We start from the raw sequence: 26,768 nt of genomic DNA on the forward strand, positions 1-26,768 counted from the left end.
TCCCTGCCTTATCTCACGTATTAACCAGTTCAGCGATCGCCGCTAGAAAGCTCTGTTCTGAATAGGGTTTGGTCATGTAAGCTTTCGCCCCTAGAGCTAAAGCTAATTGGCGGTGCTTCTGTCCGCTACGAGTAGTCAGCATCACCACAGGAATGCCGGACAAACGCTCGTCTTGGCGATGGTGTTCTAAAAACTCAAATCCATTCATACGTGGCATTTCAATGTCACAAATCACTAGATCGACATCACTGTGTTGCACCAATTGCGCGATCGCCTCTCGACCATCGCCTGCTTGCAACACTTGATAATCGGCTTTTTGGAGCGTCTGCACCAAACTTTGCCTTTGGACAACCGAATCTTCCACGACTAACACTGTCAGTCGGTTAGGTTGAGCAACGGCTGTATTGACTTCTATCGGCTGTTGCTGCGGTTGCGTTATAGTTGCGGATTGCTGCGCCTCTAGAGCAAGAACAGGCTCAGACGTGGGCAATATTGCAAGACTTGATGCTGGGGAAGTCGGCATCATATCTGTCTCCCAAGTTTGCCGAACTAACTCTAACGGGTCAACGATTAGGGTCAGACTACCATTGCCTAACACGCTGTAGCCTTGGATGTAACTAGGTAAAGTCAAGACTCTGCCGAGGGATTTAATTACTAATTCCTGCTCGACTAAAATCTGATCGACTTGCAAACACAGGTATTGATGCTCTGTTTCTAACAGCAGCAGAGGTTCGACGGTGTTCCGTTGTTTGACTGGAAAAGGACTTAGGTTTAAATTGTGGTCTTGGGTGAATAAAGGATATTTGTAATCCAGCAAATTCGCAAGCGAGCGGATGGGAACTAGTTGCTGACTGTGCCCTTCTCCCCACTGCCAGTATTTTTGGCTGCCTTGCCCGTGTAAAGATTGCTGGATTTGAATCTGCTCTGGCTGCGGTAATAAAACCTGGCTAACTCCTTCAGACAGCAAACCATAAGTAATACCTTGAGATTGACAAACGAGCAAGCGTGCTGTTGTTAAGCTCAGGGGCAATTGCAGCATGAAGGTGGTTCCCTGCCCTGAAAGCGATCGCACCACAATCGAACCTTGTAAAGCTTGCAATTGAGTGCGAACCACATCTAAGCCGATACCACGGCCAGACAACTCACCAACCTGGTTGGCGGTAGAAAAGCCCGGTTCAAATAATAACTCTGCCAGTTGGTCTTCTGAGGCGTAGGCGGCTTGTTCGGGAGTCAGCAGGTGTTTTTCTATACCTCGCTGACGAATGGATTCCCAGTTAAAGCCTCGACCATCATCCCGTACTTCAATAGTAGTGCGGTTGCCTTGATGATAGGCTTTAATTGTAATCGTTCCGGTTTCTGGTTTACCCTGCTGGCGACGGGTTTCTATCGGTTCAATGCCGTGATCGAAGGCATTGCGAATCATGTGCAGCAAAGGATCGTATAGCTGCTCAGAAATGGCTTTATCCACCAGTACCTTCGTACCGCCAAGCTTGAGTTCAACAGGCTTATGATAAGTTGCTACCATCTGTTGCAAGAGGCGGGGTAATCGATTCAACACTGTTCCCAGTGGTACCATTCTGGCTTGCAGCAAATCTTCCTGCGCTCCTGAAAGCAGTTGCTTGCGCTTTCCGAGACTGAAACGAGATTGCTGAACTAAGCCATTAACAGCCTCAATCTGTTCTCCTAATTGCACCATGTCTTCTGTAAGATTTTGCAGGAGAATGTGCAACTCGCTATAGTTATCCATTTCTAAGGCATCAAAATTGGATTGTGCCTCGGTAGCAGAGATAACTCGTGGAGATCCATGTATATGTCGCTGCTTGCGTTCGGGAAGCAGCAGATGTCGATCCGACCAAGTAAAAACTTTACTAAGTTGTTGTTGACAGTACAAAAACTGGAGTAGAGTGTCTTGAGCTGCTTTGTGGATGTGGTTAGATTGCAGGTTTTGTTGGTTTTCGCTGATTAGCAATTCCCCAATTGTATGGCTGAGGCGATCGAGTTGTTCTATCGCTACTCGGATACTGGGAAGTGATGCCGATGACTGAGCCTGGAGGCTTGGTGCTGGTGGTGGAGAGGCTGGCCGATCTGAGTCTGAGTATCGGCAGGATGTCTGTGGATCTCCGATCCAGATTGACTGTAAAATCCGATCTATGGCAGAGGGGGCAACTACGGAATCCTGAGAAATAGGTGCTAGTACCTCCGGTGTTTTCGGTAGGGAGTTATCAGTCCGCTTCGGGAAAAACGACCAAATTGATTCCGCTTCGCTGGCACTGAGGAGGGGGGATGGCTGATTCTCAGTTGTAGACGTTTCTATGGGTTGGGCAGCGATCGCAACTGGCTGCTCTTGCGGTTCTGGGACAGGAGTAGTTATTCCTGCCCATTCTCGCAATTGTGGAGATATTTCTCCCCCTTGAGTGCGATCGCCTGCAAGTACTGCTATTTGAGCTGCTTTAAAATTTTCTAAAGCCGCCTGAGCGATTTGCAATACTTTGTCTGGATGTGCTTTGAGCGCGTTTAGGGTCGCCTGAGCAATTTCTTCCAATCCAGATAAGCCATAAGATGCTGCTAGTTCGACAAAAAATTCGGCTTGGGAGTTGAGTGTTGTTTGAATTTGTTGCGGATCTTGGCTTTGGATGTCAGTTTCCAGCTGTTGCAAATCCTGGAGTACACTCCCGGAAAAGATTGACTCTACCACATCAAAGCCAAGTTCTTCCGAACTGGGAAGCGGAGCCTCACGACCAAAAAAGTCGCCTAGTTTATGTTGGAGTTGGGCAAAGATTGAGGCAGTGCGATCGAGTATTTCTGCCTCATTGCAGGTTAAGCCCATCAAAGCTGCACTCAATGGAGTTCGCAGGCACTCATAAGCATCTAGAAGCAAAGCACCCAATTCTGGATCGATTTCCAGTTCTGGAGCGTATAACGCTTGGAATACATCTTCCAAATGATGGGCAATCGTCTGAATAGTTTCTTGCCCAACACTGGCAGCACTCCCTTTGATAGTATGGGCGCTTCGCATCAAGGCATGAACTTTTTCTATTGTTTTTTCATCAAGCAAACCGATCAGATTCTGCTCAATGGTTTGCAACAACTCTGCCGCTTCAGCAAGAAAAGCCTGCTCTTGATTACTGGGATCGGGGTTCATAATACGCTTGGTGTCAAGGAGATTTATCTGTTAAGGCAGGCAGGGGGAGCAGGGGAGGCAGGGGAGCAGAGGAGAGTTGTTTCTCCCCTGCCCCTCCGCCCCTCTGCCCCTCTGCCCCTCTGCCTTATCCTGAGAACAAATATTCACCACGACTTACTTAGTCAACTTTGAACTGGCTAACGCTGGTTTCCAGTTGTTGTGAAGTCATCCGTAGTTCCTCAAAAGACTCGGAAATGTGAATGGCACTTTCTGAAGTCTTGCGAGCGATCGCCGAAACATCCATCATCGCTTCTGTCAACATCTGAGATTGCTGACTTTGATGGGAAACTGCTTGGGTAATTCCTTGTACTAGTCCACCAATTTCGTTGGTAGCTACCACGATCGCACTCAGGGAATGACGAGTCTCATCGATCAAGTTCGAGCCTTGGACAACTTGGCTAATCCCTATTTCCATTGCTTCGGTAACTTCGTTGGTACCAGCTTGAATTTCTTGCACGAGTCGCTCAATTTCTGTGGTGGCACTAGCGGACTGATAAGCCAGAGAACGAACTTCATCTGCAACCACCGCAAAGCCCTTGCCATACTCCCCGGCACGGGTAGCCTCGATCGCCGCATTGAGTGCCAGCAAATTAGTTTGAGTGGCAAAGTTTTCAATCAGACTCACTACTTTCGAGATTTTCTGAGAAGCTTCACCAAGGCGTTTAATCTTCTTGGCTGTTTCCGACACAGTTTCTCGAATTTCCAAAATGCCATCTACGGTTCTTTCCATCAGCGAATCACCAGCTTGGACGGTGTTATTAGCTCTTTGCACCGCCTGTCCGACTTTTTGAGCATCAGCAGCGACTATCTGGGTGGAAGTTACCATGATTTGTAATTGTTCCAGAGCGTTTTCGAGCCGTTCTGCCTGCTGTTGAGCTTGGTCAGATAGTTTCACTACTGAGGTAGTGTTATTGCTGGAATTTTCACTCACCTTGCCAGCAGCAATCTGCACTTGTCGCACTAAATCTCGCAAACTTTGGATCGTAGTGTTGTAACCATCGGCGATCGTCCCAATTTCATCTTCAGATAGGGGCGCTCGAACGGTAAGATCGCCTCTGAAGGATGGTTCCAAAGCCATGAGAACGCGGATTGCTCCTTGTTGGAGTTTTTCGCGGGCGGTGCGTTCGCGCTCTGCTGCTTCTGCTAGTTGCTGCTCTTGAATCCGCACCTGTGTTAGGTAATCTGCAAGATTGAGGGCAAGACCAATCTGGACACTGGCTTGGTTGAGAACATCCTCCTCGGATTGCTCCCACTGGCGCGATGCGCTATTTTGATAAACTCCCATCAACCCCCAGAGCCGATTTTCTTGAAAAATCGGAGAAATCATGTAGGCTTTAGTTCCCCACATTTCTAACAATTGGATGTGACATTCGTCATGACCGACACTATATATATCGTCAACCCGCAAACTTTCTTTGCGGACATAACGCCCTCCTTGGTTGTACTGGAGATAGGTATCTCTAACTCTGGCCAGGCTAGTTCCCACCAACTTAGGCCAATCCCCAGTCACAGACTCAACGACAAATTCTCCAGACCAATCAGGCTCAAAACGGTAAACTCCAACTCGATCTACTTTCAGCAGTTGGCGAAGTTCGTGGGTGGCAAACTGGACAAATTCCAGAACATTACTATGACTTTGAGCCATCTCTGTTAACCGACTTGGCAGGCGATAGGAAAATCGGGCGTTTGCTACTTCCCGTTCTGCCAGTTTCATCAGTTCTTCATTCTTGCTTAAGGTTTGTTGTAAGTATTGCGATTGCTGGACGGCAACCCCAAACTGCGTGCCGATTTTCGTTACCAAGTTGACTTCATTCTCTTGCCAGTGCCGCGTCCCGCTATTCTGATATGCTCCTAACAAACCCCAGAGCTTGTTTCCGGCAATAATCGGGGTGATGATATAGGCTCTCATCTGGAATTGCTCGAGAATTTTCAAGTGGCACTGGGCATGACCAGCAGTGTAAATATCATTAATTACAAAGGTCTCGTTGTTGCGATAGCGTCCACCTTGGGTTTGTTGTAGGTGTTCGTCTTCCCATACAGTCTTGATATCGGGGCCAACCAAAGCCACCCATTCACGACTTACGGATTCGGCAATAAACTCCCCACCCCAATCTGGATTGAAGCGATACACTGCTAGACGATCGCATTCCAAATGCGATCGCAATTCTGGTAGGGCATTGCGGAAAATCGTATCTAGCTCTTGAACTTGGCGGATTTTTTCTGACAGCCGTGTCAGCGCTCGTTCCCCTTCTGCGGTTCTGGCTAACTCTGCATTCTTCTTCTTAAGCTGTTCGATATACTTAATCTGTTGCAAGCCTATACCTATTTGCACAGCTATTTTTCGCAACAGTTGCACATCCTTAGATTTCCACTCGCGAGGGCCAGTATTTTGGTATGCTCCTAAAAAGCCCCAGAGTTTGTTTCCAATAAAGATCGGAGCGAGCGCGTAAGCTTTGGCCTGCATTTTTTCTAATATCTCTACGTAGCACTGAACGTGACCGGCAGTGGAGATATCATTGACAACAAAGGTTTCATGATTGCGATAGCGTCCGCCCTGAGTTTCTTGTAAGTGTTCGTCCATCCAAATCGTTTTGATGTCGGAACCAGCTAAAGACAGCCATTGATCTTTTACGGATTCGGCAACAAACTCCACACTCCAGTCGGGATGAAAGCGAAATACTGCTAGGCGATCGCACTGTAGTTGTTTGCGTAAACTTGGCAGCACATTCAGGAAAATTGTGTCTATATCCTGGGCTTGACGGATTTTTTCCACCATCCCTGTCAGCACTTGTTCCTCTTCTGCTGTCCGCGCCAACTCTGCATTCTTCATCTTCAGCTGTTCGATGTACTCAACTTGCTGCACGCTTAACCCCAACTGAATGCCCAATTTGGTCAGCAATCGCACCTCTTCGGAATTCCACTGGCGCGGCCCGCTATTTTGGTAAGCTCCTAACAAACCCCAAAGTTTGTTGCCAGCAAAAATGGGAGCGATGGTGTAGGCTTTAACCTGGAATTGCTCTAACAGGTCGATGTGGCACTGGGCATAACCAACAGTATAGATGTCATTGACGGCCAAGGTTTCATTGTTGCGATAGCGTCCGCCTTGGGTTTGCTGTAGATGCTCGTCTTCGCATACGGTCTTGATATCGGGGCCAACCAGAGGCACCCAGTCACTTCCTACAGATTCAGCAATAAATTCACCACTCCAGTCAGAGTTGAAGCGATATATTGCCAGGCGATCGCATTTTAACAACTGCCGCAATTCTGCCAAAGTAGTGCGGTAAATTGTTTCTGGCTGTTGGGACTGACGCATTCTATCCGCCATTCGCGCGATCGCGTTTTCTACTTCAGCTACTTGGGTCATTTCGATATTTTTTAACCGTAGCTGTTCGATATATTCAGCTTGCTGGAGGGCAATGCTCAACGGTTCGCTAATCTGCAACAAAGCACCAATCTCTTCCTCAGCCCATTTCCGAACATCAGAATTTTGATAGGCTACTAACAAACCCCACAGATTACCAGCGCGGAAGATGGGAACATTAATGTATGCTTTGGCTTGGAATTTCTCTAATATTTCTAAATAGCAACGCGAAAAACCAGCTGCATAAATATCGTTGACTTTACGGAAGCGCGTTCCTTTGGCGTACATTCCACCCTGCGTTTCTTTGAAATAGGTATCGGCATCAGGTTTAACAGGAGAGCCATAATCCTTAATATTGCAACGTTCTGAAGATATCAGACCTGTTTTGAAAGTGCTGTCTTGTTCCTGCATGTCCAACAGTGACGACCAACCAGCAGCCACAGATTCCGCGATAATTTCTCCACTCCAGTCTGGATAAAATTGATAAACGACTACGCGATCGCATTTTAAAAATCGCCGCAACTCTTGGGTTGCAGTGCGGAAAAGGGTGCGAAGATCCGTTGCTTGCCCAATCTTTTCAATGATGCCGAAAACGGTACGTTCTCGTTCAACAAGTTTGGCTGACTCCTCAGAGCGGTGATAAAGTTGTTGTTGATATTGCAACTGTTGAATCGCAATACTGGACAGGGATGCAACCTGCACCATTAGTCGAACTTCACTATCTTTCCACTGACGAGCCTGAGAATTTTGATAGGCAGCCAGCAAGCCCCACAACTTTTCTCCCTGGAAGATGGCAACAATAATGTATGCTTTGGCTTGATAGGTTTCTAAAACTTTGATATAGCAGTCAGAAAAACCAGCACTGTAAATATCATTAGTGACTCGATAAATCTGTCCGCGATGGAAATTTTTGCCTTGGGTGTGCTGAATGTAGCTATCTGCACTGGGCGATCGCCCTGTTGTCCCAGCCAATCCGCCTTCGTCTGCAAGGTTCCTCACACTGCAATAGTTAACGTTATTGACAATTGCTGGATTGTTTCGCTGTTCTTCTAATAGAGAAACCCATTCAGATCCAGCAGATTCAGCAATAAATTCCCCACTCCAATCTGGCTGGAAACGATAAATTGCCACGCGATCGCATTTTAGTGACTGTCGCACTTCTTGGGTGGCAACGCGAAAGATGGTATCCGCATCTTTGGACTGGAGAATTTTATTCGCTACACCAGTAAGGATTTGGTCTTTTTCCACTTCTTGTTGCAACGCAGCCTGAATTACAGCAACTTGCAGTTGCGCTTCTAATTCCTGCTCGATTAATTTTAGTAACTGAATTTCCGCATTTTGCCACTGGCGAGCAGCAGTGCATTGCTGCACTACCAATAAACCCCAAACCCCATCTTTTGCTAAAATCGGCAAACTCACACAAGCTCTTACCTGAAACCGATCCACAAGCTGCTTTTGGTAAGGGGACAAGCTTGCAGTGTAGGTATCCGCGATCGCAGCTAATTTTTCTTGTTGATAAAGCTTGGCAGAACCTAACCCAAAAGTGACGGCGGGCAGTTTTTCCTTCAGCATGGGGGTAAAGCCATCCCTCATCGCCTCCCCAACAACTATCCCCAGCGTCGGATTCGTAAACTCATACAGCACCACGCGATCGGCTTGCAGGGCGCTTTGTACCTCTATGACAACAGTGGACAGCAAGGTATCTAGATCGGAAAATTGGCGGATTTTGCTAGCGATCGCCTGTACTTGCTCTACCTCCAATCCATCTCCTCCGTCTTGATATGGCAACACACTTAGCAGTTCTTTTAACTTGCGGATTCTCTCTCGCAACGGCCCTGTTTCCACCCAATCAGCCTGATCCAGTTCAGTTCGCAATTCTTCTAGAGCGGAGGTGATTTGCTGTTTTCCTGGTACATCAACGGTATGCCCGTTATCGGTTTCCTTAAAACCGTTGCTGGAATTTGAGCGAGGTTGGCTGGGTGTATGCATTACCATGATCTTTCTTGCTATGAAGGTTGTCGGAGTTAATAAGTAGAATGCAGAGTAAACTTCTTGCAGAAGTCGGGAAAAGGGTAAGGGGGGAAAGGGTAAAGGGATAAGAAAAAACCCTTGCCCTTTTACCTTTACCCTTTCCCCCAAGAGTGCAAAACTATTTTTGCAAGAGGTCTAGTAGTTCGCCAAGTGAACTTGGCGGGGTAAAGGGTAAGGGAGAAGGGGGAAAGGTTTTAAATCCCTTACCCTTTCCCCTTTCCCCTTTCCCCAGACCTCACAAGCGCATTTTTGGGTTGGCAGACTACTAGTGTTAAAGAGGCTGAAGGGCTTGAATCACAACCTGGGTGTCAAGTAACATCAAAGGGCTACCTTGAGAATCCACAAAGTAACCCTGTAAGAATGAGCCTAGTCGGCCAGGTAACATCGATGTCGAAATCTCTAACCGCTCTTGGGGATCGTGAACTTCAATGGTATTGACTTGCTCTACCAACAGCCCGACGGTTTGATTCTGGACTTGAACAAGCATCGCCATGCCAGAGTTACGCACACTTTCCCGCCGACACCAGTGTGTTGCTCCCAACAAAGCTGCTAAATCAAGAATCCAGATCGCTTCTCCCCGCCAATTCATTATGCCTAACAAGAATTCTGCTACTTGCGGTACTGGTAAAATCTCGGTCAGCGCAACCTGAATTACTCCCCGCAAATCAGCTAATGGAAGTAACCCATTTACCTTTCCATTCAACGGAAATCTTAAAAACCTCTGGTTGTTTCCTTGGGAAGAGTTTTCAAGTCGAAATTGGCTATTAATGGGTAGCGAAGAAAAGCGATCGTTGGCCTGTACCATTGCCCTAGTTTCCTTTAGCGAATAAATTTATTAACAGTCTGGAGCAAGGTATTTTCATCTACAGGTTTGACTAAATAGCCATCAGCGCCACTCATATTGCCCCAAGTTCTATCAACATCTGTGTTTTTAGTTGAGCAAATCACTACCGGGATTCCTTTTGTTGTCGGATCGGCTTTCAACTTGCGGCAGAACTCAAATCCACTTTGGCCTGGCAAAATCAAATCCAGTAAGATCAAGTCAGGTTTTTGTTGTTTCAATCGCAGTTGAGCCTCTTCACCACTGCGAACTTCATAAACTGAATATCCTCCTTGCTCTAGGTAACGTGTCATCTTTTCGGATTCTGTGAGGCTATCTTCAACTAAAAGAACTTTTTTCATTTTTTTTCCTAACTATTTAATTCAGAATTTGAAAAATAATGGCGACAAATAAATTAACACCAAGCTAGATTTAGAAAGCAATTTCCCATCCACAATCGGTTTTGAAAATGGATGTAGGAGAGCCACTAGTATGACTGTCACTTCAACCTAAACGGTTAAATACTTGTGAAGCATATTGAGTACTTTGTCTTGTTCTACAGGTTTACCTAAAAAGTCAGTTGCTCCTACTAATTTTGCTCGCATCCGATCTACTATTCCATCTTTCCCAGTTAAGATGACAACTGGCACATTTTTGAGACTTGGAGTTTTACGGATTTGAGAACAAATTTCATAGCCATTTACTTTTGGCATCAAAAGATCCAAAAAAATGAAGTCTGGCTTGCTTTTAATTAGGTTTAAAACTGCCGTCAAGGAATCTTGAATGCCAACAAAGCGATAACCTTGATGAGTGAGAATTTCCTCCAAACTGCGACAGATCGTCGGACTATCATCCACACAGGCTACTAAAGGTCTTGAGACATCAATAATTGCTTTACTAGCCGCTGGGGGGGCAAATTGTATAACAGTGTTCTCTTCTTTCTTCAGTGAAGAATTGAAATTATTAACTGCACTGGACGGACTGACAATTTCTTTACTAGGTGCTGGGGGAACAACTTTGTTGAAATTGGGTGCAAATTGTAAAACAGTGTCCTCTTCTCTGTTCGGTGAAGAATTGGAGTTATTAACTGTACTGGACGGGTTGCCAGTTTCTTTACTAATCACAACCTGCCTGAGCTTTGGGGTAGGTGAAAAAGCGATCGCCCCTGTTTTTACCAATGTCATCAATAACCGAGTCAAAGCTAAGACATCCCGACCGCTTTTTTGCCCTAGACCTCGTAAAGTTTTTGTTCCATCAACTAGAGCAATAATCTGTTTAGAGGATGCTTGTCCTTGGAGTAGCTCAATTTGTTGAATGATCGGAAATAAATTGGGCGAATAGGTTGCCAGTCCTGCATCTCGCCATTCTTGCCAGGCTTGTGTAGCCCGTTTCAAAACTTCCTCTGTTGGTATTACAGCTAGGAGAACCCCAGGAACTTCACCAACAACGGTAGTATGTGACAACTGCCCTGCTGGATTGTTGCCATTTCTTTTGGCTTCAATGTACTGCATGATATCAAACAGGACTTCAGCTATTGAGCTTGCAATCAGGCTAACAAGTTGTTGTTGTTCGATTAATTTTTGTTCTCGCAACTTAGCAAGAATGGAATACTCGCGGTAATTTTCCTGAGGAGAGACAAGCTGCTCCAACTGTGTCACATCCAGATTAGAACAGTACCGCAACAAGTGTCGTCGCCATCGCTCATCGGCATTAGAACCGCCAGCCTGCCAAATTAATCGTCCTAAACGAAAATATAGCGTCCAAGTCGGCCCATCCCTTGCTTCAAGATTTAGCCTGCCTGTAAATAATTTAGTTTGAAGTTGCTCGATCAATTGATTCACAATGGATCGCACCTCCTTATATATCTTGAGTTTTGCATTTACATTAGAATTGCTCAAATAATCCAGCTTACTAACTTTATTGTGAGATTGCCAATAGTACAGTTCAAAACCTTGATTGAGCTATCCCAGCTTGTTATATCCCTTTCCAATCTGGATATTTTTAAAGTTCAAAGTCGGAAACTTGAACAAAGATTTAAGCTCTTTTTCTAATTATTAATAGGTTAACTAATTATTAATAGGTTAACTTGTTGCCATGTTACATCTCTTGAGCAAATTGCTTGTATAGATGTAGTTGCAATACAGACCGAAAAAAGATGGAAATGTTGAATACTACAAAGCATAGACCAGCTTTAATGCTTATCGATTTTGTATGCTGCTTAAGGCGATAGACATAAGCGATCGCATTCTGCTAGTCTGCAAATACAAAAAATGAGCTTGATTAAGTTTGTCAAGAAATTGCTTGTTGCCGAATAAAGTATTGGCGATCGCGTTGTTCTAGTACCCCTTGCTTGATTAAGGAGCGCAGGATATCTATCGTTTGCACTCGGCTTAAGCCTATCACCTCTTCAATTTCTATCAGAGTAGCTCCTTCAGCTTGCTGAATGTATTGCTGCACTTTAGATTTAACATTATCTGCATTCAACGCAGGCGCTTTCCTAGTCATGGTATTGACGGCAGGACGAAAACCTGTGGCTTTAATTGCAGAACGGGAAATTGACCATTTCGGAACTGTTGCAACTAATTTCTCTTCTTTAGCAGGAGTTGGAGAAACTGGTTGTTCGGGACTGTAATCGCCCCAAACACTGTTATGTAAGATTTCCCGGAAATCTTGCAAGTTTTGGAATAATGCCTGAGCTTTTGCTGCCCTCTGTTGGCGGTATTCTTGCTGGCGTTGCGAGACATCTGTTTTTATTTGCAATATTTCCAATTGCCGCTCTACAATCTCTTGCTGAAATTGCTGCTGTTGTGAGTTCCTGTCGTTGTGAAGGCTGGTAACAAAACTGCTCAATTCTTGATGAAGCACATCTGCTTGCAGCTGAAATTCTTGTTGAGTTAGCTGTTTCCACTGGTTAACTTTTTGACGGCGTTCAGCAGTTATTTGCAATCGCTGCGATCGCTCTTGTTCCCATAAATTCTTGAGAGCCATCAGCTGATATCTCCTATTTTGTTAACTAGAAATATTAAATAAGCTGTTACGCATTTAATTTGTACATTTACCTGATGACTGATGACAGATGACTGTTAACCGTCAATAGTCATCTGTCAACGACCATCAAGAGTATTTATATACTTTAGACGCGCATCAGCTTAGAAGCCATAAAAACTCCTTTTTTCTAATGTGGTGTTAAGCAGCAGATGGAACAGCAGCCTGAGATGTTAAACCAACTGCCTCGGCATATCTTAAGTAAGTTTCAACTGAAGCAATTACAATCCGAGCTTCTATTGATAGCAGTTCAATACCAACTAAAGAAACACGTACCCAAGCATCAATTACAATTCCTTTGTCCAAGATGCGGTCAATAACTTCAGCCAGACTTGAAGATGAGTTAACTTTTTCAACAGCCATTTTCTTTTTCTCCCACAACTCTAATTATTTATTTCATCTTGCTCTGATTGAGCAGTAGGTAAAACTTACACAATGTGTTTTATTCTTCCTGGGTTTAGTGTTCCCAAAAACATGAGAAAATATAACAAAATAAAAAAATAATAAAAAGTTAACAATATTTTTTTCAGACAAAAATTAAAGAAAAAATCATCTAATCTTGATTTTTTCTGCGAAAATTTTAAATATTATTTTTTATGAAATTATATGAGAGTATTTTTGAGAAAATGATAGGATGGTAGAGGTTCACTCAGTGACAATTGCCAGTGTGAGGATTGTACCTGCCAGAGGGAAAACTGCTGCGTACTGAGCGTTGAATCGTTGCGCTGTGCCAAAAAGTGGATTTGCCGTACATCTGACTGTCGAGTTTCACAGATAACATTTGTATATGTTTTGAGAATTAACTGGCTCAAGAGTTCCCACTGTTCGGATTGTTGTGCTTGAAATGCTTGCTGTGTTTGGTAGCGTTGTTTTTTAGCCAATAAATAGGCTTTTCCCTTGGCATCAATAGTTTCAGAATCGTCAAGCAAATCACAGGGTGTCATTTTTAAGGTGTACTCAACTTTGTCTGCTAGGTGAGTTAGGGCTTCTAGATATTGCTCTTGGTGGTTTTCTAGATGATTCAGCAGTTTTTCTACAGAGGTAAAACCCCTCCCAAAGCGTAGGGGAAGAAGGGGAGTTTGTTGAAAAAGTTCTCGAATTACGCGATCGTGAGTTAATACAGCTTGAAGTAAACGCTCATCTGTTGCCTGTATTCCCTCTACTGAGATTTCCGGCTCTACGATCGCACCTAAACCAGAAGAGTAAACGAGTTCAATATTCCTTTCCATCCCTAAAGGTAGAACAAGTGGTGATGCGGTCGGGACTAGAAGAGCATAAGCGTATATTGACATAAGTAGAACGGCGTAAATATTTGTAGTTGAGATGAGGCAGAAGGCAGAAGGCAAGAGGGTTTAAGTTAAATTTACTTTTAGTCACATAACTTAAGTAGCTTCCACTCTGAACTTCTGCATTTTTCAAGTAATACCAATTCTGTATGAAGATGCGCTAAACCATATTTAAGTACAAGAAAGAAGAAAGAAAAACGAACCGCAAAGGACGCAAAGGACACAAAGGAAGAAAGAAGTTAAAAGGGTTTGGCGCAGCCTCATAAAGAAATGGTATAAGCTATTCATGCCTAGTTTTGGCACAATCAAGCATGAAAATTCTACTTCTTCCTTCTGCCTCCTGCCTCCTGCCTCCTGCCTTCTATTGAGATTGATGCTGATTAGCAAGCATTTGGTATGTAACTTGGAAATCATCATTTGTAATCTGAATCAAGCTGGAGTCAGTCAATCCTTGGGCGCGGTATCGACGAATGGCGCTTAAAGCAGCTTGATTGCTCAACAAAGCCAAATCTGCTCCATTCCAACCCTCAGTAACTGTTGCCCAGGTTTCTAAATCGACATCAACCAGGGGACGATCTAGATTGTGAACTCGTAAAATCGCTAATCGGCTGGCTCGATCTGGTAGATCGATTTTGATTTGTAAGTCCAATCTTCCGGCTCTGAGCAAGGCAGGATCGAGCGCTTCTGGACGATTGGTTGCTCCTACTAACAGTACTTTAGGGCATTCATGCAACCCATCCAGTTCGGTGAGCAGTTGACCGACAACGCGATCGCTAACTCCAGAATCACCAGTGAATCGTCCCCGTGCTGGTGCCAGGGTATCAATTTCATCTATAAACACAACGCAAGGTGCTGCTTGCCGAGCTTTGCGAAAGAGTTCTCTGACTGCCTGTTCTGCTGCACCTACCCATCGGCTGAGTAATTCCGGGCCATTCACAGCAATAAAGTTGGCTCTAGCCTGAGATGCGATCGCTTTTGCAAGTAACGTTTTTCCGGTTCCAGGCGGCCCCCACAACAGAATCCCACGGGGAGGCTTGGCTTTGGTTTGCTCGTATAGTTCGGGATAGAGAAGTGCGCCCTCTACAGATTCTTGAAGTTTTTGTTTCACATCATCCAAACCACCAATGTCATCCCAACTGACACTTGGTACTTCAACTGCTACATCCCTGAGAACTGAGGGTTTTATCTCCTTAATTGCTTCGAGAAAATCCTGCTGTACGATAGTCATATTCTCAGGAACGGGACTATTGAGCGAGGGGACTTGACGACGAAGGGCAATATAGGCTGCTTTTTGACAAAGAGCTTTGATATCGGCACCAACAAAACCGACAGCCAAATCGGCGATCGCTCCTAAATTAATTGAAGTCTCCAAGGGCATGGCACTTGTCAAAATCGTCAGAATTTCCAATCGTCCATTGCGATCGGGAACCCGAAACTGAACTTCGCGATCGAAGCGTCCTGGACGACGCAGCGCCGGATCGAGATAATCGGGACGATTTGTTGCCGCTAATACAAGTACGCCCTCGGTTTTGGCAAACCCATCCATTAACCCAAGCAACTGCGCCACTAGTCTTTTTTCAACTTCACCTTCTACTTGGCTGCGATCTGGGGCAAGGCTGTCAATTTCGTCAATAAATATCAGGCAGGGAGCGGAACGAGTTGCTTTCTCAAAAATACTTCGCAAACGAGCTTCTGCTTCCCCGTAATACTTGCTCATCACCTCTGGGCCATTGATGGCAATGTAGTTTAACTCTAACTCTTCTGCCAAAACACGGGCTGTTAAAGTTTTTCCCGTACCAGGCGGGCCAACGAGCAAAACCCCACGCGGAGGCTCTAACCCTAATTTCACCAATAAATCTGGACGTTTAAGTGGAATTTCAACTAACTCTCTGATTTCTTGGAGAACATCAGCCAAGCCGCCGATACCTTGCCAAGAAGCTTTTGAGTTCGTCCGAGCTGATGGGGGGGTGACATCAGTATCATCCATTGGTGTGGTGCCAACGGTGGAATTGGATCTGACTCGGCTGGAACTATTTGTTCTCGGAATATTGCCTTGCCGGGGAATACTACTGAGATTATGAGAGCGAATTTGAATAGAAGTTTTTAACTCGCCTTTCTCTACTTTTTCTTCTAAAGCTTTGGCAATTTCTAATAGGTGTTCAAATCCTTTAAATATGTCGTCCATTGATTTTACTTAGAGGTTGTTTGAAAAGCGTTTCACTGTGATTTTGGGTATTTTTAGATCCCCCCTAACCCCCCTTAAAAAGGGGGGAACCAGAATTAAAGTCCCCCTTTTTAAGGGGAATTTAGGGGGATCTAGAACGTTTTACTACCGACAAGAGGACTTTTCAAACATCCTCTTAAACAAAAGGCAGAGAAAAATTTAATTTTCAATTTGATTTCAAAAAATTTAAAAGTTTCAATAATTTTTAATTCTCAATTTTTATTGTTATTCAACACGGAAAGCAATTAATCAATTGGAAGCGGTTAATCGAAGACGAGCAAAGTTATACGGGGCAGTGAAATTGTTGTAACGAATTCGCAAACGGTTTTCAAATTGACGATCGAGTGCTTCAACGTGTTCGCTAAATTGTGATTCTGCTTCCCAAGGAATTAGGTAGGCTGAATTGTAGATCATTGTGTCCACTTGGGGACTATTTTCCACCACCTCGATCGCAATGGAGTTGAGCGTGCTTTTAAATACATCGATGATACCTTGCTTGCGATCGCTCATTCCCTGTTCGATGGTTTGCCCTATTTGGATTACCCGCTCCATACTCAGGGGTTGGCCCACTAGCTTATCCCTTTCGGTTTTGAGATTTGGGTGTTCTGCCAATAGTCCCTGAATTTCTGCCTCGGTATCCCAAAAAACTTTGACACTAACTTCTCGGCAACCCGATAACTTCGCAAGCATTTGCGTCAATTCTTCTTGATGAGGACGAATTAATTGCTGTGAAACCGTTTCCCAGCTTGAAACCAAAAGTCCAAATTGCACGGGCAGTAAATAGCGATCGCCTCCTTGCATGATTTCCTCAAGGACTTTTTCATGACTTAGCAGGTTACGACGGCTGGCCAAATAACGCTCTTGCTGTGCTTCCGAGTAGATTACTGCAAAATCATCCAAAATTTTAATTTGTACGGGTTGCCGATCTAAGCCCTCTAAATTTAAATTTTGTGGAGCAGGCAAGGTCAAAATTCCATAAATGTAAAAACTCATATAAATGTCTTACCAAGAAGAATGTAGATAAAAAAGTTACAGAGGTTTAGAGGTGAGTACTAGTCTTAACTTGGCATGAACTAAGCTTAATTGAGCCAGTCCTAAGTCCAAGTCACCTTCAACCACAACACCCGTATTTAATAGGCGATCCAGAAGTTCTAAAATAGAGGGTTGACTAGAGGTTTCACCGGGGTAGTATCCTCCAGATTGGGGAAGTAAATTTCCCATTTCACCCAAGTTAATATTTAGATCGGCTGGGTCAACATCAAATATCTCGCAAAGCTTAACAACCTGTTGTTCAAGCTGTTGTAGGCTTTCGGAAGCTCGATCTAACTCATAGTCGTTGAGAGTGCCAGCATCCATTCGCCGAATCACCTGAGCTTCCATGAGTTGGCGTATCAGCTCGACAACCGTCAGTAACAACGGTGCTAAACCGGAATCGGAACCTTTTGATTTACTAATCGCCTGCATTCTGATGATTAATAGGATTTAGTGTTTTAAGCGATTGCAGTTCTGTTTCTAGACTGGCAAGACGCTCTTGAAGTTGTTGATTAGTTGCTAATAAGGTGCGAGTTTGACTATTAAGATAGGGGTCGCTCTCCCACCAATTAATTCCAATCTCTTTGGCTTTATCAACAGAAGAAATCAACAAACGAATCCGAATGTTGAGCAGTTCTGTGGAGCCTACGGAAATAGAAATATCTCCTGCGATAACAATGCCTTTATCCAGAACCCGTTCTAGAATATCTGCCAAGGTAGAACCTTGAGTTGATGTGGCGATCGCTCCCCGGTTAGTATTAGTACTCATTTTTTTATTAAATGGCCAGAATCAAAAGGAACTGTCTGTGAGATGTTCGGCGGCTCGGCATTGCCCTGCATTTGTACTAATACTCCCTGCTCCCTGAGAGACTTGAGTGCAGCGACAATTTGACTGCGATCGATCCCTAGTTCTACTGCCAATTCAGAGAAACGCCTTCCTGGAGAATTACACAGGTAGTTGTAGACTTCATGCTCGTAAGGTACTCGTTGTTCCAATGCAATCTGATTTTGGTTGTTTGGTATTATCTCTGACGACTGAGTTTGAGTATTTATACTATGGTGCAATTCACTTAAAACCTCTTCCAGTAGCCGAGTTGCTTCCATCAGAGGTTGATTTGTGCGAGAAAGCAGGATATCCGCACAAATATCTTGGAAGCTAGGATCTCCAGGGTTTACAGAAATTTCGTGTTCGTGGCAGATTTTGGCAATCATCAGACAAGAACGCAATCCACCGCCCTGTCCAGAGCCAGAACGACTCCAAAACATCCGTACTACACGGACAATTACTTCCGCTTTCTCAGAATCTATGCCTGTTTTATGAACTACAATTTCCTGCTGACTCAGTTCATCAGGTGTAGGCATATCGATGGTAATAACACGATCCATCAAAGCATCCTGAGTTGCATGAACTCCACAATACTCTTGAGGATTTGATGTTAAGATTGCCCGAAACTGAGGATGAACCCGGATATACTCGGCTCGATGTTGGTTTGTTGGTAATACTAACAACCTCTCCTCAAGTACGGAGAGTAAAACGTTATTTACCTCCGGGTGCGATCGATTGAATTCGTCGTAAACCAGCGTAAATCCTTCTTTACAAGCTAGGGTTAATCGTGCATCAACCCAATGTTGTCGGACTTCATCCTCAACTTTGATAACGCTGTGGATGAAGTTATCAACAACCTTTTTGCGGGTATAACCTAATTGATTACCAATCAAGTCTGAGGTTTTAAACTCATCATCTCCAAATAAGAGGATGATCGGCTGGTTGAGCAAATCAGCTAGATGCATTGCCAGAGTAGTTTTTCCGACTCCGGCTGCACCACGTAAATGTATTGAAAAACCTGACTGTAGATAGCGCAAAGCACGTTGAGCGACGCGTTGAACCGCAGGTGTATTGACAAATCGCTGGGGAGATGCATTTAATACTGTTGTCAAACTCTAAGTACCTCCTCAATAGTAATGTGTTATACTAAAGTCTTTTTTGTTACATTGCAAATATAAAATACAGATGTCAATCAGCCTTAACTGGACTCAAATCCAACGGATTTTGGCATCAACACAAGACTAGTAATGTTTAATATTTATGTCATCAGCATGATTACGGTGTTGAGAGGATACCTTTAAGAAGTCCACACAGGTGTAAAGCAATATGGTTCTGCGCTTCTTACTATTACCGATTACTGGCCCATTAATGGGTGTAACGTGGCTTGGGGAAAAAATTTTAGAACATGCCAGTACTGAAATTGATGATAAAGAAAATCTCAGCAAGCAACTTCTTGCACTCCAACTTGCTTTTGATATGGGAGAAATTCCTGAAGAAGAGTTTGAAATTCAGGAAGAAGCTCTTTTATTAGCGATTCTGGAAGCAGAACAGGAGGAACGCGATCAAACACAAGAGTAGTGAAATTCTCTTTCCTAGCTTGTGTGATTTATTGCTTTAACTAACGTGCGCCTCTGTTGGAGACTCACGTTAATTTTAAAAATATTGTTAGATATTATACTTAAATAAATTAAAGTCTTAGGTAAAGGTGGCGAGCGCCGATTTCATGCAAAATTCATTGATGGTATATTGCACTTCCCTGGTTTGGTAACAGAACATTAAACCCACATAACTATGGCAAGGCTCGAATTAAAAAATCATCAAGTTTGGCAAGATTTAACTGAAATATTACAAAGTTTAGATGCTAATCTTCTTGTTCAGGAACATCTTGACCAGTGTGATTATAAAGTGTGTGGCTATTGGGATGAACAAGATGAATATTATGAGAAAATTACGTTACCTCGTACCCTAGAAGCCGAATTAGTTAGCAGTTCAATAGGCGTTAATCACGAAGAACGTTTTTTACAACTAAAGTTTTTGCTCATAGCTGATACTGTTGATAATACGAAAACTGCAAGTAGCAATGCTCAAAAACTTGGTGAATTGGTTCTTGTTTATGATGAAAATCTAGAATTTATTGATGAGAATTGGCTTTTAGATGTCGATTCTTCATCCCTAGTGAAGTGATCTGGCTAATTTTAGTGAATTGAGTAGAAGTAAGAACCTCAACAATCCTTTAACAGTAAACTTTTGTTTTTTGTTATTCATATTTTTACACATTTTATATAATGATTGAAATTTTAACTCCAGAACAAAAAACCTTGGTTCCCCATTATCAAGAGAAGTGGATAAATATTGCGCTATCTACTGAAAGAATAGATGAAGAAAAGGCAGAAAATGCTATTAAAGAAGCTTATGCTCTAATTAATTTGTCTGAACCAGAAGTGATTTTTTGTGATAGCCCACTAGAAGCAAAAGAGATTATACTAGCATCTTACCAACTAGGGCGTGGAGTCTCTAACCAATTTAATATCAAACTTTTAGAGCAACTCAAAGAAGAATTAATAAACAGAAGTGGGTATGAACTCAGTATATTTTTAGAGATTTGGGAAGAAAAGCTAGAAGAAGAACTTTCTAGTAAAATCTGGTTTTATATAATGCTGCATTCAGAAATAGAGAAACATATATATGAGCCTTGGCTGAGAATAGAACAATGGGTAAGCTATGGTAGTTGCTTTGACTTTTGCATTTCCATTTTAGACTTAGCTCATTCCAAGAAAATCTGGCAGGTTTTTCAAGCATTAGTTAGTTATTGTGGCTTAATTATCCCTTTTGAGCAAATAGCTATAATTTGCAATCGTCCTATTAAAATCTCTTTGGATAATCAACAAAGACTTCATGCTGAGGGTAAAGCTGCTGTGCAATTTGCTGATGGATTTAGCCTATACGCTTCTCATGGTGTAATAATAAGCGAAGAATAAAATTCATTATTAGAGACAACAATCTCGACAGCGCAAGGAAGTAGCGAAGAATAGGCAAGCTGAAATCTTAGTACTTAGTATTCCAATGTTAAGGTTTTGAATTTTGGTGTCTTGTTCTCCAAGTCAGTATTTGCTTGCTGATGGATCGTGTTCTCTTCAGCAATTGTTTGACTGTTTAAAATGGCAAGACGCTGCTGAATCTGATGTCGGCGTGCTTCGAGTTTCTCTAGTTCCTCCTCTAAACGCTCCTTCTCTAACATCATTTTGTAAGCATTTAAGTAAGCTGTTGCTTGAGAACGTTGAGGAGGCATGGTGCTAAATTTGGCTTGAATTTGTCTGCGGTTTGGAGTGCGATGCATAATAAATTTCTCTTTGGGTATGAAAGTATTTAGTCTAATTAGCCGTTAAAATAAACAGCCGGCTGCTGCTTGGATGCGTTCTAAAGGCTGAACTGAGCGAGGAAGCATTGGTAAGCGAACCATTGTCAAACCTGGAAAATCGCAATTAATGGTTGCTGTAGAATTAAAACGGTTGAGAACAAGGTAATTCTGACTTACACCTATTTCTTGCATAGATTTGAACAAGCGTTGTTGTTCGGCAAGTACACTAGTCTGGTTAAGTGTAACCCCAATGAACTCTGCTTGTTGTGGGTCTTTTAGCACTTTTTGGGCTTTAACTACACGCTGTCGCAAAGTTCGTAAACGCCCCATAAACTCTGTACGACCAAGGACATTCTGATACTTGATCCAGAGTTTGAAAATCCAAGCTAGCCAGTCTGCTAATGCAGTTGGCATTTCTAGAAAACGCAGAAGATGACCTGTAGGAGCAGTGTCTAAAATAATCAAGTCTTCTTCTTGTTGCTCTAGCAATTCCATTACTGTTAACAGGGAAAGTATTTCATCAATCCCTGGTAAAGCTTGATCGACAATTTTGCGCCAGGCAGCAGGAGCATAGGCCATTTCAATAGCTTCGCTTGTTTGGGTTTCGCCACTCATCATTTGGGCCAGTTCCCATAGGTAATCGGCTCTGAATTGATCGAGAATGCGATCGCCATCCACTTCCTGACCTCGAAGATTGGCAGTTATTTGATATGGTTCGTGTCCTAAACTCAGACCAAAGGCATCACCCAAGGAATGGGCTGGATCGATGGAAACCATGCGAATTTTGCGATCGGGATGTTGTTGAGCCATAGCCCAACCAATCGCAGCTGCTACTGTGGTTTTGCCTACTCCACCCTTACCGCCAATTAGTAACAGGCGACGACCTTTGGTGAGAAAATCTCCAAAGCTAGGAAGAATTGTTTCCGGCCATTGAACTGGGAGTAGATCGATAAAAGATAGCGGTTCAAGCTGAGGAACATGGATTTGGTCGATCAGATGGCTGAGGGCTAGAATCCCTAAAGGCTCCTCATCTTGCTGTGGCACAATAAAAATCGGCTTTTCGTTAGCAAGCTCCGTATACTGACCGATCAGCGGTTGTTGTTCTTGGTAACGATCTGGGTCAGTCGCACTGGCCAGGACTTGGTTAACAAACAACCCTCCACAAGGAACCTGCAAAGTTTGTAAGGCTTCTAGGAACCGTTTTGATTCCAACCAACTCATTGGTTCGGCGATCGCAACTAACAAACAAGCTGTATGGGTGGGATCTTGAAGCAGACGACGACCTTGCGACAGTTCAGCTTTCAGGGTTTGCAAAAAATCGTCAGCGCGATCGGGTGTGTAACTTCCAGCAAAGGTCTTGCTAATAATCCGATGCTTTTCTTGAAACAGTTCAAGAGAGTGGAGGAAAGTGTCTAAAAAATCCATCAATCCAAATAAGTTGAGAGTATGACCGCTAGGAGCCATATCAACTACTACTCGATCTACCCGCTGCTCCTTAAAAAGGCGTTGGATCTCTAACAAGCCCATCAACTCGTCCAGTCCAGGCCAATTTAAATCCCAAACTGGAGACAAGTCTTCTCCTTCAACAAAACTACCTCGCTCCACTAACAGTTCTAAAACCTGACCATAACGCTCTTTAAACTCTTGTAGCAGAAGCTTTGCATCCAACGCCCTTACTAGTAGATTGGGTAGTTCCGCTATGGGACGAGGAATGTCATCAACGCTAACTTGTAAGACATCTCCAAGAGAGTGAGCCGGATCGGTTGAGATTAAAAGAATTTGCTCATTGGCGAATTTCTGCGCCCAACGACATGCAAAGGTGCAGGAAATTGTCGTTTTTCCGACTCCACCTTTGCCGCTAAACATAGCAAGGTGTAGGTTATCAAAAAGTTCCATCCCGTTTGTCATTTATGGCGTTTTAGGATAAAGTTACTACATTTTTTTGAAAGTTACTTAAGTAATTTTGCTGAATAAAGAGATTTAAAACTAGCCTTGGCGACTAGAAGTCGCGGCTATACAGACAAAACCCGCCTGCGCGGGTTAAGATTCTTACTTTTTCATTAGTCCACGGAGGTGGACTTCGCCTGTGTAGCTGCGACTTCTAGTCGCCCAAATTGGCAGAGATCAAGAATTGTATTTTTTTCCTTCTGCCTCCAGCATAGCTGCCTTTCTTCGGTAATTAATTTTGTTGAGTTACTTACAAAGATTAGCCGAGGAACTATAACTGAGGTAAAGATTTAGCCAGAGATGTCCAAAGGTAAAGAGATAAGATGGTTAACAGTTCTGAAGGCAATATAAATATTGGGTGTAATGTCCAAGGTATTTCTGAATACGACTTTTTTTCTGACAATAATTTTGAGGACATTCATTGTCGTCCACTGAAAACAGACTCTCCCTACTTAGGATTGAAAACTTTTGAAATTAAAGATAAAGACAAATTTTTTGGTCGGGAGAATTGGATTGCTAATCTGAGCGATCGCTTAAAAAAAGATAATGTAATTTTGCTTTTAGGAGCATCAGATACTGGCAAATCATCATTGATTCGGGCAGGTTTAATTCCTTATTTAGGATCTCATAAAAAATCATTAATTAATATAAGTTTTCACCCAGATAAAAATCCTTTTAAATCTCTTTATTACTGTCTTGCCTCTACTTATGGTAAAAAATCGCCAATAGCGGATATTGCTAGAGAAATAAGAGAAAATACCCTAATTCAAATTATCACATTCCTCAAACAAGATTATCAATGCATTCTAATTTTTATTGACCAATTTGAAGAACTGTTTACAAAAACTCAAAAACCGGAACGCGATAAATTTGTTGCTAGTCTCTTTCAACTGTTCCAGCAGGAGGATAGCTCTATCAAAATTGTTTTAACAATGCGGTCTGATTTTCTGGATAGATTTAGTGAGTATCCCCAACTTGCGAAGATCCACGATCGCCATAGTCGTATACTCACTAGAATGAGCGACGGAGAATTAAAGTTAGCGATCGCTGAACCTGCTGCGAGAAATGGCGTTATTTTTGAACAAGGATTAGTTGAGCAAATTATTCATGATTTTCACCAACAAAATGATTATTTACCACTTCTGACATATACCTTAGATATGCTGTGGAAAAGAGAAAATATTGCAAACCGAGTTCTGAAGATAAACACTTATAAAGAACTAAAAGAGCAAACGTTTGGTTATTTAAGCGAACAAGCTAATCGATTTATTAATGCTAGTGTTGGATGGCGCGATCGCCAGGAACAAGAGATTCAAAAGTTAAACCTTGCACTGACTGAATTAAAACTGCGCGAGCAATCCGCCAGGGTTTTGAATTTACTTCCTGTCCAACCGCTAGAGGGTTTGGTGCTGGCAATTCAAACAATGGGTGAGAATCTAGAGAAATACCCAAACCAGCTTCTAGCTCCTGTTTTGGGAAGCTTAAAGGAAGCAATGAACACACCCACAGAGGCAAATAGCTTGCGCGGACACGAGCAAGAGGTTAATTGTGTAGCCTTTAGTCCTGATGGCAAGTTTATTGCCAGTGGCAGTAGCGATTCTACGGTGTGCTTGTGGAATATCATTGGCAATCCTACTGCTCAATTTTTGTGTGGGCACGAGCAAGAGGTTAATTGTCTAGCTTTTAGTCCTGATGGCAAGTTTATTGTTAGTGGCAGTATTGACGGAATTTTGTGTTTATGGGATCTACAAGGTAATCTCATTGCTCAACCGTGGCAGGGACATGAGGAAGGAGTTATTTCCGTCACTTTTAGCCCAAATGGCGATGGCTGCGCCAACCCCTCCGGGGTACGCATTGTCAGTGTTGGTTTTGACGGAATAGTGTGTTTGTGGGATTTACAAGGTAACGCCATTACTCAACCTTGGCGCGGACACAAGGAAGGAGTTATTTCCGTCGCCTTTAGCCCAAATGGCGATTGCATTATCAGTGTTGGTTTTGACGGAACGGTGTGTTTGTGGGATTTACAAGGTAACAGCATTACCCAACCTTGGCACAAACATGAGGCAAAAATTATTTGCGCCGCCTTTAGCCCCGATCGCAAGTTGATTGTCAGTGGTAGTAGTGATTATACAGTGCGGTTGTGGGACATCCAAGGTAATCCCATCGGTCAACCTTGGCACGGGCATGAAGGACATGTAAATTCTGTAGCGTTTAGCCCTGATGGCAAGTTTATTATTAGTGGTAGCTGCGATCGGACAATACGCTTGTGGAACATCGATGGCAACCCCATCACTCAACCTTGGCGGGGACATGAAGGACAGGTTAATTCCCTAGCCTTTAGCCCCGATGGCAAGCTGATTATCAGTGGTGGCGATCGCACTGTGCGTTTGTGGGAGCTACATCAAATACTACAAGATCGGGTCATCGGGCGATCGCAGCGCAAATATGAGAATTGGGTCAATTCTGTCGCCTTTAGCCCTGATGGTCAGTGGATTGTCAGTGCCAGCAATGATTCGACAGTGCGCTTGTGGGATATTCACGGCAACCCCATCACTCAACCTTGGCAGGGACATGAAAAAGAAGTTAATTCTGTCGCCTTTAGCCCTGATGGTCAGTGGATTGTTAGTGCCAGCAATGATTCGACAGTGCGCTTATGGGATATTCACGGCAACCCCATTGGTCAACCTTGGCGCGGACATGAAAAAGAAGTTAATTCTGTAGCCTTTAGCCCTGATGGTCAGTGGATTGTCAGTGCCAGTAATGATTCGACAGTGCGCTTGTGGGATATTGACGGCAACTCCATTGGTCAACCTTGGCGCGGGCATGAGTATTGGGTAAATTCCGCAGCTTTTAGCCCTGATGGTAAACTGATTGCCAGTGGTAGCCTTGATGGAACAGTCCGCTTGTGGCAGTGTGGATGGCAAGAATGGTTGCAAGTTTGCTGCAACAGGTTACATTATCATCCCGTCTTTCAAAACCCTGAAAATGGCAGTGATGTAGAAATTGCCCACCAAATTTGTCAAAAATATGTATGGAATCCACAATGCCCTAAACAGTTGAACAACCAAGGTGAGCTAAAAGAGAAAGCGTTTTCAGCAGCTTTGGAGGACTTTAAGCAAGCAGTTCAACTTAATTTCACATCACACTGGAAAGATCGCCTTGCTTGGCAATCATTACCCACAGAGAACCAATAACTCGGACTACGGTTTGTTTAACTGTACTAGTGGGTTGACTGGGGGTGATTTTGGTTGTTCAAATTTGAACTGTTTTGGTATCGATCGTGTAGCTGGTTGTGGTTTGAAGCAAAAAATGAGAAAAATTCTGAAGCATAAGCTCGACTTTATCCATATTTGTGAAACCCAGAACCTAATGCGCTTGCGTGATGAACTTGGGGTCTTGTTATCGAGATGAAGACTAAATAAGTAGGTGGGCAAGAATAAATCAAACTAAGTTACGCCATGTAAAATTAATTAATTTGTCTGTTAGTACAGCTTTGCATTAATTCGTAGCGGTTTTAAACGCAAAGGAACGCTGAGGGAAACGCAGAGGTACACAGAGGGATTCGCTATGAAGTTACGAAATTATGTATTTAGCAAGGGCTGAAGCCGCTTACTACAAACCTTTAATTATTCATGCCCATTTACTTATACTATTTTG

General features: G+C 43.3%; 19 protein-coding genes. 4 read left to right on the forward strand and 15 right to left on the reverse strand.

Annotated features, from left to right (window positions below; translation table 11 throughout):
• Nucleotides 1-13: 13 nt before the first annotated feature.
• From V7K84_RS07825 to gvpN, 13 genes are all read right to left on the reverse strand, one after another.
• The gene (locus V7K84_RS07825; protein ID WP_334837235.1) at nt 14-3,142 is read right to left on the reverse strand and encodes a hybrid sensor histidine kinase/response regulator; all 3,129 of its coding nucleotides are present in this window, start codon (nt 3,140-3,142) and stop codon (nt 14-16) included.
• A 157-nt stretch (nt 3,143-3,299) separates the two neighbouring features.
• Entirely contained in the window at nt 3,300-8,537 is a 5,238-nt protein-coding gene (locus V7K84_RS07830; protein ID WP_334837236.1) for a GAF domain-containing protein, read from the reverse strand.
• Nucleotides 8,538-8,844: 307 nt separating this feature from the next.
• Nucleotides 8,845-9,378: a chemotaxis protein CheW gene (locus V7K84_RS07835; protein WP_114085084.1), complete on the reverse strand. Its 534-nt coding sequence runs from the start codon at nt 9,376-9,378 to the stop codon at nt 8,845-8,847.
• 14 nt (nt 9,379-9,392) lie between these two features.
• Nucleotides 9,393-9,755 (reverse strand): response regulator transcription factor, encoded by a 363-nt coding sequence (locus V7K84_RS07840; RefSeq protein ID WP_069071669.1) that lies wholly within the window; start codon nt 9,753-9,755, stop codon nt 9,393-9,395.
• A 147-nt stretch (nt 9,756-9,902) separates the two neighbouring features.
• The gene (locus V7K84_RS07845; protein WP_334837237.1) at nt 9,903-11,234 is read right to left on the reverse strand and encodes a response regulator; all 1,332 of its coding nucleotides are present in this window, start codon (nt 11,232-11,234) and stop codon (nt 9,903-9,905) included.
• Nucleotides 11,235-11,682: 448 nt separating this feature from the next.
• Nucleotides 11,683-12,381, reverse strand: a complete 699-nt coding sequence (locus tag V7K84_RS07850) for a gas vesicle protein GvpC (protein WP_334837238.1) — start codon at nt 12,379-12,381, stop codon at nt 11,683-11,685.
• 198 nt (nt 12,382-12,579) lie between these two features.
• The gene (gene gvpA / locus V7K84_RS07855; RefSeq protein ID WP_012408764.1) at nt 12,580-12,801 is read right to left on the reverse strand and encodes a gas vesicle structural protein GvpA; all 222 of its coding nucleotides are present in this window, start codon (nt 12,799-12,801) and stop codon (nt 12,580-12,582) included.
• 239 nt (nt 12,802-13,040) lie between these two features.
• The gene (locus tag V7K84_RS07860) at nt 13,041-13,730 is read right to left on the reverse strand and encodes a GvpL/GvpF family gas vesicle protein (RefSeq protein WP_334837239.1); all 690 of its coding nucleotides are present in this window, start codon (nt 13,728-13,730) and stop codon (nt 13,041-13,043) included.
• A gap of 355 nt (nt 13,731-14,085) precedes the next feature.
• Nucleotides 14,086-15,909, reverse strand: a complete 1,824-nt coding sequence (locus tag V7K84_RS07865; RefSeq protein WP_334837240.1) for an AAA family ATPase — start codon at nt 15,907-15,909, stop codon at nt 14,086-14,088.
• Nucleotides 15,910-16,197: 288 nt separating this feature from the next.
• A complete protein-coding gene (locus V7K84_RS07870; RefSeq protein ID WP_334837241.1) occupies nt 16,198-16,941 on the reverse strand; it encodes a GvpL/GvpF family gas vesicle protein in 744 nt (247 codons plus the stop codon).
• Nucleotides 16,942-16,977: 36 nt separating this feature from the next.
• Nucleotides 16,978-17,412, reverse strand: coding sequence for a gas vesicle protein K (locus tag V7K84_RS07875; protein WP_114085078.1), 435 nt, complete (start codon nt 17,410-17,412; stop codon nt 16,978-16,980).
• Nucleotides 17,399-17,749 (reverse strand): gas vesicle protein, encoded by a 351-nt coding sequence (locus tag V7K84_RS07880; RefSeq protein WP_334837242.1) that lies wholly within the window; start codon nt 17,747-17,749, stop codon nt 17,399-17,401. The genes V7K84_RS07875 and V7K84_RS07880 overlap by 14 nt, the downstream gene beginning before the upstream one ends.
• Nucleotides 17,746-18,918, reverse strand: a complete 1,173-nt coding sequence (gvpN, locus tag V7K84_RS07885; protein ID WP_334837243.1) for a gas vesicle protein GvpN — start codon at nt 18,916-18,918, stop codon at nt 17,746-17,748. Before gvpN ends, V7K84_RS07880 begins: the two co-directional genes overlap by 4 nt.
• Nucleotides 18,919-19,132: 214 nt before the next feature.
• Here gvpN and V7K84_RS07890 point away from each other — a divergent pair, with 214 nt between their 5' ends.
• The 3 genes from V7K84_RS07890 to V7K84_RS07900 all read left to right on the forward strand — a co-directional run bounded on the left by V7K84_RS07890 (nt 19,133) and on the right by V7K84_RS07900 (nt 20,784).
• Nucleotides 19,133-19,384, forward strand: coding sequence for a gas vesicle protein GvpG (locus V7K84_RS07890; RefSeq protein ID WP_334837244.1), 252 nt, complete (start codon nt 19,133-19,135; stop codon nt 19,382-19,384).
• 213 nt (nt 19,385-19,597) lie between these two features.
• Entirely contained in the window at nt 19,598-19,990 is a 393-nt protein-coding gene (locus tag V7K84_RS07895) for a hypothetical protein (protein WP_334837245.1), read from the forward strand.
• A gap of 101 nt (nt 19,991-20,091) precedes the next feature.
• Complete coding sequence (locus V7K84_RS07900; protein ID WP_334837246.1) at nt 20,092-20,784, forward strand: DUF6745 domain-containing protein; 693 nt, start codon at nt 20,092-20,094, stop codon at nt 20,782-20,784.
• 74 nt (nt 20,785-20,858) lie between these two features.
• On the opposite strand, the gene V7K84_RS07905 is transcribed toward V7K84_RS07900, so the two are convergent.
• Together V7K84_RS07905 and V7K84_RS07910 are read right to left on the reverse strand one after the other, a co-directional pair.
• A complete protein-coding gene (locus V7K84_RS07905; protein ID WP_334837247.1) occupies nt 20,859-21,143 on the reverse strand; it encodes a hypothetical protein in 285 nt (94 codons plus the stop codon).
• Nucleotides 21,144-21,188: 45 nt separating this feature from the next.
• Nucleotides 21,189-23,072 carry an ArsA family ATPase gene (locus V7K84_RS07910; RefSeq protein ID WP_334837248.1) on the reverse strand — a complete coding sequence of 628 codons (1,884 nt, stop codon included), beginning with the start codon at nt 23,070-23,072 and terminating at the stop codon, nt 21,189-21,191.
• A 362-nt stretch (nt 23,073-23,434) separates the two neighbouring features.
• Between V7K84_RS07910 and V7K84_RS07915 the strand changes: the two genes are divergently transcribed.
• On the forward strand, nt 23,435-26,305 hold the full coding sequence (locus V7K84_RS07915; RefSeq protein WP_334837249.1) for a WD40 repeat domain-containing protein: 2,871 nt from the start codon (nt 23,435-23,437) through the stop codon (nt 26,303-26,305).
• Nucleotides 26,306-26,768: the final 463 nt, after the last annotated feature.

The sequence above is a fragment of the Nostoc sp. genome, from assembly GCF_036917315.1.
Classification (GTDB): domain Bacteria; phylum Cyanobacteriota; class Cyanobacteriia; order Cyanobacteriales; family Nostocaceae; genus Nostoc.